This is a genomic window from Pseudomonas sp. FW215-R2 (genome assembly GCF_058789255.1).
Genome location: NZ_JBYTBO010000001.1, coordinates 418,817 through 432,788, shown reverse-complemented (window position 1 = coordinate 432,788; position 13,972 = coordinate 418,817). Strand labels below are relative to the sequence as shown.

General features: G+C 60.9%; 10 protein-coding genes. 5 read left to right on the top strand and 5 right to left on the bottom strand.

Annotation, left to right across the window (positions count from 1 at the left end):
- The 4 genes from AC3WRD_RS01885 to rfbC all read right to left on the bottom strand — a co-directional run bounded on the left by AC3WRD_RS01885 (position 1) and on the right by rfbC (position 4,295).
- Positions 1-456 carry a YiiD C-terminal domain-containing protein gene (locus AC3WRD_RS01885; protein ID WP_102620612.1) on the bottom strand — a complete coding sequence of 152 codons (456 nt, stop codon included), beginning with the start codon at positions 454-456 and terminating at the stop codon, positions 1-3.
- Positions 453-1,838: a sigma-54-dependent transcriptional regulator gene (locus AC3WRD_RS01880; protein ID WP_102620613.1), complete on the bottom strand. Its 1,386-nt coding sequence runs from the start codon at positions 1,836-1,838 to the stop codon at positions 453-455. Before AC3WRD_RS01880 ends, AC3WRD_RS01885 begins: the two co-directional genes overlap by 4 nt.
- Positions 1,835-3,643 (bottom strand): sensor histidine kinase, encoded by a 1,809-nt coding sequence (locus AC3WRD_RS01875; RefSeq protein ID WP_096821985.1) that lies wholly within the window; start codon positions 3,641-3,643, stop codon positions 1,835-1,837. The genes AC3WRD_RS01880 and AC3WRD_RS01875 overlap by 4 nt, the downstream gene beginning before the upstream one ends.
- A gap of 106 nt (positions 3,644-3,749) precedes the next feature.
- Positions 3,750-4,295, bottom strand: a complete 546-nt coding sequence (rfbC, locus tag AC3WRD_RS01870; RefSeq protein WP_096821926.1) for a dTDP-4-dehydrorhamnose 3,5-epimerase — start codon at positions 4,293-4,295, stop codon at positions 3,750-3,752.
- Positions 4,296-4,470: 175 nt separating this feature from the next.
- Between rfbC and AC3WRD_RS01865 the strand changes: the two genes are divergently transcribed.
- The 3 genes from AC3WRD_RS01865 to AC3WRD_RS01855 all read left to right on the top strand — a co-directional run bounded on the left by AC3WRD_RS01865 (position 4,471) and on the right by AC3WRD_RS01855 (position 9,127).
- The gene (locus tag AC3WRD_RS01865; protein ID WP_102620614.1) at positions 4,471-7,383 is read left to right on the top strand and encodes an aminotransferase; all 2,913 of its coding nucleotides are present in this window, start codon (positions 4,471-4,473) and stop codon (positions 7,381-7,383) included.
- Between the two features lie 179 nt (positions 7,384-7,562).
- A complete protein-coding gene (aguA, locus tag AC3WRD_RS01860) occupies positions 7,563-8,669 on the top strand; it encodes an agmatine deiminase (protein WP_096821928.1) in 1,107 nt (368 codons plus the stop codon).
- 245 nt (positions 8,670-8,914) lie between these two features.
- Complete coding sequence (locus AC3WRD_RS01855) at positions 8,915-9,127, top strand: hypothetical protein (protein WP_065257771.1); 213 nt, start codon at positions 8,915-8,917, stop codon at positions 9,125-9,127.
- 64 nt (positions 9,128-9,191) lie between these two features.
- On the opposite strand, the gene AC3WRD_RS01850 is transcribed toward AC3WRD_RS01855, so the two are convergent.
- Positions 9,192-11,279: a TonB-dependent receptor gene (locus tag AC3WRD_RS01850; protein ID WP_102620615.1), complete on the bottom strand. Its 2,088-nt coding sequence runs from the start codon at positions 11,277-11,279 to the stop codon at positions 9,192-9,194.
- 266 nt (positions 11,280-11,545) lie between these two features.
- Here AC3WRD_RS01850 and AC3WRD_RS01845 point away from each other — a divergent pair, with 266 nt between their 5' ends.
- Positions 11,546-12,214 carry a DsbA family protein gene (locus AC3WRD_RS01845; RefSeq protein ID WP_096821930.1) on the top strand — a complete coding sequence of 223 codons (669 nt, stop codon included), beginning with the start codon at positions 11,546-11,548 and terminating at the stop codon, positions 12,212-12,214.
- 298 nt (positions 12,215-12,512) lie between these two features.
- Entirely contained in the window at positions 12,513-13,799 is a 1,287-nt protein-coding gene (locus AC3WRD_RS01840; RefSeq protein ID WP_096821931.1) for an OprD family porin, read from the top strand.
- The last annotated feature ends 173 nt before the right edge of the window (positions 13,800-13,972 follow it).

Sequence of the window (13,972 nt, the reverse complement as noted above, 5' to 3'; positions counted from 1 at the left end):
TCAGCGGTGCAGAACGTACTGCCCGCTGAAGGTCACCGCATCCTCATCGCTCCCCGCATTGACGACTCGCGTATGCAGCGTCAATCGCGCCCGCCCGTAGCGCTGATACATCGTCAGAAATTTCTTCCATACGGCTGCGTTCGGCGCCGCGCAGATGGCGTTGGCATCGCCGGTTACCGGCAGCGGATAACTGATCTGTCCTTCCTGGATCACGATGTGTCCGTCGGTGATGCCTTCTTCTTTCAAACGCAAGTGCAGCCAGCCCCAGCCGGCCAGTACCGCGCCGCAATACAGACTGCCGCCGAACATGGTGCTCTTGTGGTTGACGTTGGCTTCCAGCGGCAAATGCAGGCGTAGTTGCTGTTCCTGCCAGTCGAGCACCTTAAGGCCCATGTCCCGGGTCAGCGGAATGTCGTGATGGAGGACGGATTCCAGATAGCGGCTGTCGCGATTCATTCGGATTCGTCTCCATGGCTGCTGCTGTCGGCGAAATTCAGACCGTGCTTGCGCAGTTTGTCGTGCAGAGTCTTGCGCGGAATGCCCAGGGCTTCGGCAAGGCTGCGTACCGAGCTGTGCGAACGGGCCAGTTCGGCGGCGATCAATGACTTCTCGAAATTCTCCACCTGTTCACTGAGGCCACCGCTGGTGACCTCGATGGCAGTGCTGCTGCCGTCAGGCTGAGTGTTGTCCAGCGCCAGCTCCAGGCCAAGGGCGAAACGCTCTGCCGCGTTCTGCAATTCCCGCACATTGCCCGGCCATGAGTGACGCAGCAGCAATGCCCGTTGCGCCGGTTGCAGTTCATGCGGTGGCAAACCGTGGCGGGCGCTGGCTTCGTCGGCATAGTGCTGGAACAGCACCAGCGCGTCTTCGCCCCGTTCGCGCAATGGCGGGATACGTAGTGGCGCTACATTGAGGCGGTAATACAAGTCGGCCCGGAACCGCCCTTGATCGGCGGCCTGGCGCAGGTCTTCCTTGGTGGCGGCGATGACGCGGATGTCCAGCGGGATCAACTGATTGCCGCCCAGCCGTTCGACGACTCGCTCCTGCAGCATGCGCAGCAGTTTGACCTGCACGTCCATGCTCATGCTCTCGATTTCATCGAGGAACAGCGTGCCGCCATTGGCGAATTCGAACTTGCCGATTCGGCGCTTTTGCGCACCGGTGAACGCGCCGGGCTCATGGCCGAACAGTTCGCTTTCCACTACTGACTCAGCCAGCGCCCCGGCGTTGATCGCCACGAACGGGCCGTTGCGCCGGCTCGACAGGTCGTGCAATGCGCGGGCGACAACTTCTTTGCCGGCACCGGTTTCGCCGAGGATCAAGACGTCGGCCTTGGTCGCGGCCAGTGCGCCGATCTGCTCGCGCAGGCGCGCCATCGGCGCCGACTGGCCGACCAGTCGCGCGCTCAGTTCGTTGCGGTCGCTCAGGGCCATGCGCAGGCTGCGGTTGTCCAGCACCAGACGCCGCAGGGCCAATGCGCGGCGCACACTGTCGAGCAGGGCGTCACTGGCGAACGGTTTTTCGAGGAAGTCGTAGGCGCCGGCGCGCATGGCCTGCACGGCCAGCGGCACGTCACCATGGCCGGTGATCAGCAGTACGGGCAGCTCAGGGTCCTGAGCGTGCAGTTCGCTCAATAACTCAAGACCGTCCATGCCGGGCATGCGGATGTCGCTGACCACCACGCCGGGCCAGTCACGCTCCAGTTGGGCGGCCAGGCCCTTGGCTTCGGACAGCGGAAGGATTTTCAGGCCGGCCAGATCCAGCGTCTGGCCCAGGGCCTGACGCAGGTGCGGATCGTCGTCGATCAGCACCACCTGAATGCGGTTGTCGATGGTCATGCACTTCGATCCTCGGACGGTTGCAGGCTGACCCCGGGCGCGCCGGCGCGCAGCCGCAGGGTGATCAAGGCGCCACCTTGCTTGTGGTTGGCGAACGACAGTTCACCGCCGAAGGCGCGCATCAGGGTTTCGCAGATGGCCAACCCCAGACCAAGCCCCTGTGTGCGGGTCTTGGTGGTGTAAAACGGTTCGCTGGCGCGGCCCAGCGCTTCCATGCAAAAACCCGGGCCATTGTCGCGAATGTACAGATTGACGCCCTCGCCGGTGGATTCGGCACTCAGCCACAATTTGCGCGGCGGGCCTTTCTCGGTCAGGGCATCGAGGGCGTTGGCCAGCAGGTTGCCGAGGACCTGGCGCAGACGGGTTTCCCCGGCTTCAACCCACAAGGTTGCGGCGGGCAGGTCTCGGATCAGCTCGACGTCCATGCTCCGGCGACGTTTGGCCAGCAGCGCCAATGCATCGTCCAGTGCCGGTTGCAGGGCCACGCTTTCCGGGGCGTGGCGATCGCGGCGGGCGAAGGCGCGCAGGTGAGCGATGATCGACGCCATGCGCCCGGTCAGTTCGCTGATCAACTTGAGGTTGCCGCGAGCGTCGTCGGTACGCTGATGGTCAAGCAGCACCTCGGCGTTTTCCGCGTAACTGCGGATCGCCGCCAGCGGCTGGTTGAGTTCGTGGCTGATGCTCGCCGACATCGTCCCGAGCGCTGACAGTTTGCCGGCCTGCACCAGGTCGTCCTGGGCCCGGACCAGTTCCTGCTGGGCCTGTTCACGCTCCAGCACTTCCTGTTTCAGGCGCCGGTTGAGTCCTTCCAGATCGCTGGTGCGCTCGGCGACCCGGCCTTCGAGTTCCCGTCTTGCCTTGGCTTCGAAAGCGATCCGTTCCAGGTAATGGCGGCGGCGCTGCATCATCAGCCCGAGCAACAGCATGACCACCAGCAACGTGGCGCCGCCGACGGCCACCACGGTGCGCACCGGACGATCGATCAGGGTGCGCGGCGCAAGAATGCTGACGCTCCAGCCGGTTTCTTCGATGTCCCGGGTCTGGGTCAGCCAGGCGGTCGGGCTGAGGTTCAATGGCCGCGGCTCGCGAGTCGGGTACGGCTGGATCGCGGTGATTGCTGAGCGTTCGTCGTTACTCAATGGACGGGTGGAGCGGAAGCGCCATTCCGGGCGCGAGGTGAGAATGACCACGCCGTTGTGATCGGTCACCAGCAGTTGTTCCGGGGTTTTGCCCCACAGGCTTTCGGTGTGGTCGAGGTCGACCTTGATCACCAGCACACCGATGATTTTCTCGCCATTGCGCACGGCCGCTGCGAAGAAATAGCCGCGTTTGGCGGAGGTGGTGCCAAGGCCGAAGAAGCGGCCCAGGCGTCCGGCCATGGCTTCGCTGAAGTAAGGCCGAAACGAGAAATTGCGCCCGACGAAACTGTCGTGCTTGTCCCAGTTCGACGCCGCCAGCGTTCGGCCAGTGGTGTCCATCAGGTACATGACTTCGGCGCCGGTCTGGGAAGCGATGTTCTTCAGCAGGCGGTTGGCATTGCCCTGGGTGACACCGTCGTCCGGCGCGCCGACGACCGCGCGCAGGGCCGGCAGATCGCCGAGGATCTGTGGCAGCACTTCGTAACGATGCAGAGTGCCCAGCAGGTTGGCGACGTAGAGGTCGAGAGTCTGGCGGTTCTGGCCAGCCAGCTCACTGCGGTAGTAACGTTCGGCGAGATGCTCCAGCGGCCACAGCAGCGGGGCCAGGCACAGGGCCAGCAGGGCGAGGCTGCGCCAGCGGGGGCGGCGGGGAAGGGTCGGAGTCATGAGCATCGAGCGCCTGTGGATACAGGCGCATTATGCCTAGGCTTGCAGTCGCAGTCTGCGCACCCGTTGTCGGGTGCACAGCAGCGCTGAAGTTTCACACAGGCATTCAGGAAAAGACGTCGGCGTCCTTGAGGAGTGCACCCGCCTGATCCTTGGCCGACAGTTTCGGTTCTTCGTCCAACTGCCAGTCGATGCCCAGATCCGGGTCGTTCCAGCGAATGCTGCGCTCCGCGGACGGGGTGTAGTAGTTGGTGGTCTTGTAGAGGAATTCGGCGAATTCGCTCAACACCACGAAGCCATGGGCGAAGCCTTCCGGTACCCAGAGTTGGCGGTGGTTTTCGGCCGACAGCCGTACAGCAACCCATTTGCCGAAGTTCGGCGAGCTGCGGCGGATATCTACCGCCACGTCGAGCACTTCACCAACGGTGACACGGACCAGTTTGCCCTGAGTGTTTTCCAGTTGGTAATGCAGGCCGCGCAGCACGCCTTTCTGCGAGCGCGAATGGTTGTCCTGGACGAATTGCGTATCCAGACCGGTCGCTTCCTGAAAAGCCTTGGCATTAAAGCTTTCGTAAAAGAAACCACGCTCGTCACCAAACACCTTGGGTTCGATGATCAGAACGCCGGGCAGATCGGTAGCGATTACATTCATGAGTTTTTTCCAGTGAGAGGTGTGAATGGTCGACATTCTTGCGCAAAGTGCCGGTGGGCGCGAGTGGTCTGAAACATTTCGCCCGAACTTGCGATCCCGTCCGACGGAGCAGGGGTTGCGAATCGTCCAAAGCAATGGCGATATAGGCGCCTAATAAAATTTCAGGGGTCGTTCCATGTCGTTCGCCACGTTGATTCATCGCGCCAGTCTGCCGGGCCCACAGGTCACTGCGGAGCAGGCGTTGCAGGTTCTGGCGCAGCATTACGGGCTGAACGGCACGTTGCAGGCACTGGGTAGCCAGCAGGATCTCAACTATCGCGTGGACAGCGAGCGCGGGCGATTCGTGCTGAAAATCTGCCGGGGCGACTATTCGCTGGTGGAGTTGCAGGCCCAGCATGCTGGCCTGAAATATTTGGCCGAACACTGCGATGTCCATGTTCCCCGGGTCATCCCGGCCAATGACGGCCAGGACCTGTTGTCGCTGGAGATCGGCGGTGAAGCGGTGCATGTGCGGTTGCTCGATTACATCGAAGGCCAGCCGCTGACGGCGCTCGATCATCTTGGCCACGAAGTCGTCGCCGGATTCGGCCGGCTCTGCGGTGAAATGGACCTGGCCCTGGCCGGGTTCGACCATCCGGGGCTCGCGCGCACGTTGCAATGGGATGCGCGCCACGCCAGTGCCCTGATCGAGCACCTGCTGCCGGTGATCGAGGATCAGCGCCAGCGCGCACTGATCGCCGAGGCCGCCGAACAGGCTGGTCGCCGTCTGCAACCGTTGCTGGAAAAGCTGCCGGTGCAGGCGATCCACATGGACATCACCGACGACAACGTGGTCTGGCAGCGTGATGCCCGGCGACACTGGCAGTTGCAGGGCGTCATCGATTTCGGTGATCTGGTGCGCACCTGGCGTATCACCGATCTGTCGGTCACCTGTGCGGCGTTGCTGCATCACGCCGGGGGCGATCCGTTCGTGATCCTGCCGGCAGTGCAGGCCTACCACGCGGTCAATCCGTTGCAACACGAAGAATTGCAGGCGCTGTGGCCGCTGATCGTGGCGCGCGCGGCGGTGCTGGTGCTCAGTGGCGAGCAACAGGTCAGCATTGATCCGGGCAATACCTACAGCCGCGACAACCTCACCCATGAATGGGAAATCTTCCGGGTCGCCACTTCGGTGCCGCTGGCGCTGATGGAGGCGGCGATTCTCTCTGCAGTCGAGCAGACGTTGCCGGCCATCGACAGTGAAGGCTTCGCGCCGTTGTTACCCGGTCTGGTCGGGCGCGAGTTCGCGCTGATTGATCTGGGTGTGTTGAGCGCGCACTTCGAGGCGGGCAATTGGGAGCAATCGGGCATTGATCAACGTCTGTTGAACGAGGCCGCCGCCATCCACGGTCTGGCCGCCAGTCGATACGGGCAATACCGTCTGTCTCGTACCCGGCCTGACAGTGCCGAGGAGCCAGAAACATTCCCGCTGCACGTTGAGTTGCGCGTACCTCAGGGTACGACGGTGGAAGCGCCGTTTGCGGGCGTTCTGCATCTGTCGGCTGACGGCGCGCTGCGACTCGACGGCCCGCAACTGAGCGTGCGCCTGTGGGGCGTGACGCCGTCGTTGCACAGCGGTGCGGCGCTGGTCAAAGGCCAGGTGTTGGGTTCGGTGGAGGGCCCGTTGATCGTGCAACTGGTTCGCGATGCGCACCTTGAGGCACCGCTGTTCTGCACGCCGACCCGCGCGCCGGCGTGGCAGGCGCTGTCCCCATCGCCAGCGGCGCTGCTGGGCCTGGCCTGCGACGCTGAGCCGGAACTGGATGCGCAATCCCTGCTGGCGCGCCGTGATGCCAGTTTCGCCCGCACCCAGAAACATTATTACGTCGACCCGCCGCGCATCGAGCGCGGCTGGCGCAATCACTTGATCGACATGCAGGGCCGCTCCTACCTCGACATGCTCAACAACGTCGCGGTGCTCGGGCACGGTCATCCGCGTATGGCCGCGGTTGCGAGCCGGCAGTGGTCGTTGCTCAACACGAACTCGCGGTTCAACTATGCGGCGGTCGCCGAGTTTTCCGAACGCTTGCTGAAACTGGCGCCGGAAGGCATGGACCGGGTGTTCCTGGTCAACAGCGGCAGCGAGGCCAATGATCTGGCGATCCGTCTGGCCTGGGCCTACAGCGGCGGGCGCGACATGCTCAGTGTGCTGGAGGCCTATCACGGCTGGACGGTCGGCGCGGATGCAGTGTCGACCTCGATTGCCGACAATCCGCAGGCCCTGAGCAGCCGTCCGGACTGGGTACACCCGGTGACTGCGCCGAATATCTATCGCGGTGAATTCCGTGGGCTTGATTCGGCGCCGGACTACGTGCGCAGCGTCGAACACAACCTGGCCAAAATCGACGAGCAGAAGCGGCAACTGGCCGGGTTCATCTGCGAGCCGGTCTACGGCAATGCGGGCGGGATCTCGCTGCCGCCGGGCTATCTGAAAAAAGTCTATGAATTGGTGCGCGCCCGGGGCGGCGTGTGCATCGCCGACGAGGTGCAGGTCGGTTACGGGCGCATGGGCCACTTCTTCTGGGGCTTCGAAGAGCAAGGCGTGGTGCCGGACATCATCACTATGGCCAAGGGCATGGGCAACGGCCAGCCACTGGGCGCCGTGATCACCCGCCGGGAAATCGCCGAAGCGCTGGAAGCCGAGGGTTACTTCTTCTCGTCCGCGGGCGGCAGTCCGGTGAGTTGCCAGATCGGCATGGCCGTGCTCGATGTGATGGAAGAGGAAAAACTCTGGGAAAACGCCCAGGTGGTCGGCGGGCACTTCAAGCAGCGGCTGGAGGCATTGATCGATAAACATCCGCTGGTCGGTGCGGTGCATGGCTCGGGGTTCTATCTGGGGGTCGAACTGATCCGCAATCGGCAGACCCTGGAGCCGGCAACCGAAGAAACCACGCTGCTGTGTGATCGCCTGCGAGAGCTGGGGATCTTCATGCAGCCGACCGGCGATGACCTGAATATCCTCAAGATCAAACCGCCGATGGTCACTTCGCGTCAGAGCGTGGATTTCTTTGTCGACATGCTGTCGAAGGTGCTGGAAGAAGGCCTCTGAGCCTGTGATAGGTCGATTAATGCCGATTTGTATCGGCATTAATCGGTAGATTCAAAAGAGATCATTTGTTTTTAGCTTTTAAAGTCGATATTTATCGTTTATAAAGTCGCCATAGTCCGTCGTCCAAACCTGTTCGGCGCGTTGAACACCCTCGACCGTTCCCTGGAGTCCTGATCGACATGACCACCTTGAAAAGTACCCCACGCGCCGATGGCTTCCACATGCCGGCCGAATGGGCGCCGCAAACCCAGACCTGGATGATCTGGCCCGAGCGTCCGGACAACTGGCGTCTGGGCGGCAAGCCCGCGCAGGCCGCTCACGCCGCCGTGGCCAAGGCCATTGCGCGTTTCGAACCGGTGACCGTGGCGGTGTCCGCCGGCCAGTACGAAAACGCTCGCGCTCGCCTCGACGTGCCGAATATCCGCGTGGTCGAGATGTCCAGCGATGACGCCTGGGTCCGCGACAGCGGCCCGACCTTCGTGATCAACAACAGCGGCGAAGTGCGCGGTGTGAACTGGGACTTCAACGCCTGGGGCGGCTTTGACGGCGGCCTGTATTCGCCGTGGAACCGTGATTCTCAGGTTGGCGGCAAGATCCTCGAGATCGAACGCAGCCCACGCTACCGCACTGAAGGTTTCGTGCTTGAAGGCGGCTCGATTCACGTCGACGGCGAAGGCACCCTGATCACCACCGAAGAGTGCCTGCTCAACCGCAATCGCAACCCGCACCTGGGCCGCGAGGAAATCGAAGCGGTGCTCAGCGAAAACCTGTCGGTGGACAAGATCATCTGGCTGCCGGATGGCCTGTTCAACGACGAAACCGACGGCCATGTGGATAACTTCTGCTGCTACGTGCGTCCGGGCGAAGTGCTGCTGGCGTGGACCGACGATCCGCAGGATCCGAACTACCCGCGCTGCCAGGCTGCGATGAAAGTGCTGGAAAGCAGCACCGACGCCAAGGGCCGCCCGTTCACGGTGCACAAGATGCCGATTCCGGGGCCGCTGTTTGCCACCGAAGAAGAGTGCGCGGGCGTGGACCCGGTGGACGGCACTCAGGAGCGCAACCCGAGCGTGCGTCTGGCCGGGTCCTACGTGAACTTCCTGATCGTCAACGGCGGCATCATCGCACCGAGTTTCGACGATCCAATGGACGCCCCGGCCCGCGAAATCCTGCAGAACCTGTTCCCGCAACACGAAGTGGTGATGGTGCCGGGTCGTGAACTGTTACTGGGTGGCGGCAACATTCACTGCCTTACCCAACAGCAACCCGCGCCGCACAAAGAGTGAGTGCGGATGTAACAGCTTGAGTTGATTGAAAAATCGACCGGGCAGTCATTTGTTGCCCACGCTTGAAGAGAAACCCGCAGCCCGTCAGGACTGCGGGTTTCTTTATGTCCGCTGGTCGACAATTTCACTACGTTGGCATAGCTCTTGTATCGCTCATGACGCACTAGGGAGGGGGGAGAACTTCAACAGTTCTGTCATAAACCTTGGATAACGTAGCCGCTCACGAACGGGGAGAGAGCGCTGAAATGAACGCCGAAGTGAACGTAATCAGCGAGCGGACGTTGCATCCCATGGCTGTAAATAGTGAGTCGCTCCAGATTGTCGCGCACTGGTTGAAATCCAATGGAACGCGTCAGATCAGGGAACCTGATCCGCGCCGGATGATGATCGAGCGTTACCCCGCTGGCCTGTTCAGCGAGGCCGAACTGGACGCATTGTGGGATGTGATGGAAGGATAAGAAGAACAAACAAGGATTGTAAAAAGCGCTGCCGGGATGGCAGCGCTTTTTTTATGGGCGTGAATCAGAAGCTGTAGGTGCCGGTCATGACCAGGCTGCGTGGTGCGCCTGGCTGGATCTGGAAGGCGCTGGTGGCCGACGAGTAATACTCGCGGTCGGTGATGTTGTTCAGCGCTGCGCGCAAATCCCAGTCCTTGTGGCGGTAGCCGACCAGGGCGTCCCAGCGACCGTAGCCCGGCAACACGGTGGTGTTGGCGTTGTCGGCGTAACGCTGACCGACCATGGTCAGACCGGTTTCGCCGTACCAGCCCATCTCCGGTTTCCAGGTCAGGAACAGGCTGCCGTTGTGCTTGGCGACGTTGTTGACGCGTTTGCCTTCCAGGCCGTTGTTGTCCTTCTCGATGGTCGCGTCCTGCACACCAACGCCACCGCGCACGTACCAGTTGCCGACGATCTTGCCAGTACCGGTCAGTTCGATCCCGCGCGAGCGCTGCAAACCGCTCATCACGGTCAGCGTCGGATCGACCGGGTCGGTGGTGCGGCGGTTGTAGAGTTCCAGCTCGTAGACGGCGAGGGTGGTGCTCAGGCGATCGTCGAGCCAGTCGCTCTTGACGCCGATTTCCTTTTGCTTGGTCAGCTCCGGGCTCAGGTCGTTGGTGTTGCCGGCCGCGCCGGGGGTGATACCGATCAGACCGCCGCCAACCGGCGAAAACGTCTTGGTCCATGAAGCGTAGAACGAGTGATTCTGCAGCGGCGTCCAGACCACGCCGAAACGCGGGCTGGTGCTGTGGCTGTCGCGGTCCTCGGAGATGTTACGCAGTTTGTTGGTCGACTCGATATCGAAAGTGTCGTAGCGCAGACCGGCCAGCAGTTGCCATTCATCGTTCAGGCGCAGTTGATCCTGAACATAGATCGCGCGGCTTTCGACTTCGGTGTGGCTGCTGCTCGACACCTGCATGCGCCCGGTGTGGCGCTGGCTGCGATCCGGGTTGTACAGATCCAGCGACGGCACCGGTTGGGTGCCACGGCCGGTGGCCGCGTTGTACAGCGTCGGGTCGCGGCGCTGGCTGCCGGTTTCGATTCCGGTCAGCAGTCGATGTTCGAGGCCGAAGGTATCGAAGCCGCCTTCCAGTTCGACGTTGTTGAACACGTTGCGGGTGGTCAGATCCTGTTGCCAGTGCTGGCGGGTGACCTTGTTGGTCTTCGCATCGAAGCCGGTGAGGTAGGTGTTGTCGAAATCGCTGTCGAGCTTGAACACACCGAGCGTGTGGCGCAGTTGCCAGTTGTCGTTGATTTCATAACTCAGTTTCGAGCGCAGGGACTGCGTCTTGTCGTCGATGAAGTCGTGATCGTTGCCGTAGGTGGTGTCCCGGCCGACATCCGCCGGACGTCCACCGACCCCGGGAATGCCGCGATCCGGCGTGCGGTTGTAGCGGCTGTATTCGTATTGCACCAGCCAGTTCAGGTCAGGCGTAAGCTGCCAGCTCATCGACGGCGCAAACAGTTTGCGGTTGCCGCTGACACCGTCGCGGAAGCTGTTCTCGTCCATGTTGCCCATGTTCAGGCGCAGGCTGATGTTCTCGCTCGGGTCGGCGCTGAGGTCGGCGTACAGGCTGCGCAGATCCTCGCTGCCGCCCTGGGCCTCAATGGTCGAGCGGCGGCCGAACTCGGGCGCCTTGCTCACCCGGTTGACGATCCCGCCCTGGCTGCCACGGCCGTACAGCACGGCGGCGGGGCCCTTGAGTACTTCGACGCGTTCGATGTTGTGCAGATCGCGCTTGTACTGGCTGTCGTCGCGGATGCCGTCCAGATAGAAGTCGTTGCTGGCGTCGAAACCACGGATGCGCAGGCTGTCGAAGCGCGTGTCGCCTCCGCCGCTGACGTTGGGAATCCCGCTCAGGGCATCTTCGATGTCATTGACGCCGTAATCCGCGACGTTGGCGGTCTTGATCGAATCGATCGCCTGCGGCACGTAGCGCACGGGGGTGGACGTGCGGGTTGCGGTGTTGCTGACCTTTACGCGCGGGTCGTCGGCCTGCGCTTCAGCACTGATCGAAGTGGCGGGAAGTTCGGTCGCGGAGTAAGCGAAACCGGAGGACAAAAAGGCAGAAAGCCCAAGCGTGACGGGCGTGAGACGGAACGGGGCAGGCATTGAAAAGCGCATCCGGAAGGGTGGAAGAATTCGAGTGCGCGAATGGTAATGCTTTGCATTTACTTCCGTTAATTATTCCTGAAAGGTTCCGTTGTTTGATTGTTTCATTTTGTTTCAGGTCTTTTTCAAGACTGTTACAAGACTGACAACGACCCCATTCGACCGATTGCCGAAACAGACTGAAAGCCATTCCGGCGTTTTTCCGCAACGACCAGAGGATTAAGGTGACGACATCGTTTTTCCCACCTTCTTGCCGGAGCTTTCCGATGACGCTTCATTACATCTACGACCCTCTGTGCGGCTGGTGCTATGGCGCCAAACCGCTGGTACAAGCCGCACAACAAGTGCTGCCGGTGATCGCCCACGCGGGCGGCATGATGACCGGTGCCAACCGCCAGAGTGTTTCACCGCAACTGCGCAATTACGTGATGCCTCACGACCGACGCATCGCCGAATACACCGGACAGCCGTTCGGCGAAGCCTATTTCGAAGGTCTGTTGCGCGATCACACGGCGGTTTTTGATTCCGCGCCACCGATTGCTGCTGTCATGGCAGCAGAAAGCATCGATGAGCGTGGCCTGGAACTGCTTGGCCGTTTGCAAACCGCACACTATGTAGAAGGCCGGCGAATTGCCGATGAAGCCGTGCTCGTGGAGTGCGCGGCAGAGATGGGCTACGAGGCGGATACGTTCCTCAAAACCCTCAAAGCGACTGACACCGATCAACACATAAAGAACAGCCGCGCATTGTTGGCGAAACTCGGTGGCCAAGGCTTTCCGACCTTTGCGTTGGAACAGGACGGGCAGTTCACCCTGATCGATATTGGCCCGTGGCTCGGCAAACCGCAGGCCTTTGCACAGTGGTTGAGCGAGTCGATTCCGTCGGCACCATCGGCGCAAACCTTGCCGGTTTGCGGCCTCGACGGTTGCGCGTGAGACGGCATCAAAATTCCTGATTACAGGCGTTTCCCTGCACGCAGCCATCGAAAAATTTACTTTTTTTAGACGATTTTTGCCTATTTAAAGACGATTCTTGAAATTGACACATTGTTCAGGGCGCGGCTACGATTCGGCCCAACGCCTGTGGCCAACCGCCATGACTCAAAAATAATAAGAAGGCCCGCCACGACTTTGTCGTGGGCGGGCCTTTTTGTTTCGGGGTGAAAAAAGAGTGCATTAGCGCCGTTTCAGCCGTTCGACACAGCGCGTTTCAACCCGTAATAAGGAAAACAAAATGTTGAACAAGCGGATCAGTCTGATCGCATTGGGGATGTTGAGCGCCACTCAGGCCATGGCTAACGACCAGGCCGAGTCCAAGGGTTTTGTTGAAGACAGCAGCCTCAAAGTGCTGCTGCGCAATGCCTATATCAATCGTGACTATAAAGACGGCAACAAGGACAAATCCGAGTGGGGCCAGGCGGCCATCGGTACGTTCTCGTCCGGTTTCACCCAGGGCACCGTCGGTGTCGGTGTGGACGCATTCGGTCTGTACGCCCTGAACCTGGAGCGCAGCGAAGATCGCAGCGGCGCCCAGGGTATCGACTTCTTCAAGAAGGGCGACAGCGGCCACCCGGCCAATGACCTGTCCAAGGGCGGCGCAGCGGTGAAATTCCGTCTGTCCAACACCACCCTGACTTACGGTGACCAGATGCCGGCCCTGCCGGTGCTGAACTACGACAACTCGCGTCTGCTGCCGGAAAGCTACACCGGTACCTTGATCACTTCCAAAGAGATCAAAGGTCTGCAACTGGATGCCGGTCGTTTCACTGCCGAATCGCGCAAAAGCGCTGAAGGCCGTGACAGCGGTGGTCTGAAGTCGATCAACGTGTTGGGCGGTAGCTACCAGTTCACTGAACAGTTCAAGGCAGCGCTGTACGCTTCCGACGTCGAAGACGTGCTGAAGAAGCAATACGTGAACGCCAACTACGTGTTCCCGATCGACAAGGATCAGTCCCTGACCCTGGACTTCAACGGTTACCGCACCAAGCTGGACAACTCCTATGTCCGCGAAAACGGTGTGACCGGCGACGACAACAAGATCTGGAGCCTGGCAGCGACCTTCGCTACCGGCCCGCACTCGTTCACCGTGGCGCACCAGCGTTCCACCGGCGACAGCAACCTGGGTTACGCCTATGGCGGCTACCAGAAAGGTCAGGGTCGCGTGGGTGACGGTGGCAACACCATCTACCTGGCCAACTCCTACTGGTCGGACTTCAACGCTGAAGACGAGCGCAGCTGGCAGTTGGGCTACGGCCTGGACTTCGGCGCATTCGGCGTACCGGGTCTGAGCTACAACTTCGCTTATGTGCGTGGCGACAACATCACCACGTCCACCAGCGAAGGCGGCACCGAGCGCGAAATCTTCAACCAGTTCAAGTACGTCGTGCAAAGTGGCCCGGCCAAAGACCTGAGCGTGAAACTGCGCAGCTCGATCCTGCGTGTTTCGCAGAAGTCCAGCGAATACAACGTCAGCGGCAACGAGCTGCGTGTGTTCGTGGATTACCCGATCAACATCTTCTGATGATCGGTTAAGGCTGCGAAACGCCATAAAAAACCCCGACTGGTTCGGGGTTTTTTTTTGACGTTTTTTGAAAAAAAAGCATAAAAACCCGTGTTTTTGTCATTTGAAACGCACTTTGAAGGCGTTTCAAATCGCGTTTCAAACAGGGCTTTAAATGCCTGAAATTCTTTCTC

What these genes read in the sequence shown, in the direction of transcription:
- AC3WRD_RS01885 (WP_102620612.1), bottom strand. Translation starts at nt 456, where the DNA reads ATGAATCGCGACAGCCGCTATCTGGAATCCGTCCTCCATCACGACATT.
- AC3WRD_RS01880 (WP_102620613.1), bottom strand. Translation starts at nt 1,838, where the DNA reads ATGACCATCGACAACCGCATTCAGGTGGTGCTGATCGACGACGATCCG.
- AC3WRD_RS01875 (WP_096821985.1), bottom strand. Translation starts at nt 3,643, where the DNA reads ATGACTCCGACCCTTCCCCGCCGCCCCCGCTGGCGCAGCCTCGCCCTG.
- rfbC (WP_096821926.1), bottom strand. Translation starts at nt 4,295, where the DNA reads ATGAATGTAATCGCTACCGATCTGCCCGGCGTTCTGATCATCGAACCC.
- AC3WRD_RS01865 (WP_102620614.1), top strand. Translation starts at nt 4,471, where the DNA reads ATGTCGTTCGCCACGTTGATTCATCGCGCCAGTCTGCCGGGCCCACAG.
- aguA (WP_096821928.1), top strand. Translation starts at nt 7,563, where the DNA reads ATGACCACCTTGAAAAGTACCCCACGCGCCGATGGCTTCCACATGCCG.
- AC3WRD_RS01855 (WP_065257771.1), top strand. Translation starts at nt 8,915, where the DNA reads ATGAACGCCGAAGTGAACGTAATCAGCGAGCGGACGTTGCATCCCATG.
- AC3WRD_RS01850 (WP_102620615.1), bottom strand. Translation starts at nt 11,279, where the DNA reads ATGCCTGCCCCGTTCCGTCTCACGCCCGTCACGCTTGGGCTTTCTGCC.
- AC3WRD_RS01845 (WP_096821930.1), top strand. Translation starts at nt 11,546, where the DNA reads ATGACGCTTCATTACATCTACGACCCTCTGTGCGGCTGGTGCTATGGC.
- AC3WRD_RS01840 (WP_096821931.1), top strand. Translation starts at nt 12,513, where the DNA reads ATGTTGAACAAGCGGATCAGTCTGATCGCATTGGGGATGTTGAGCGCC.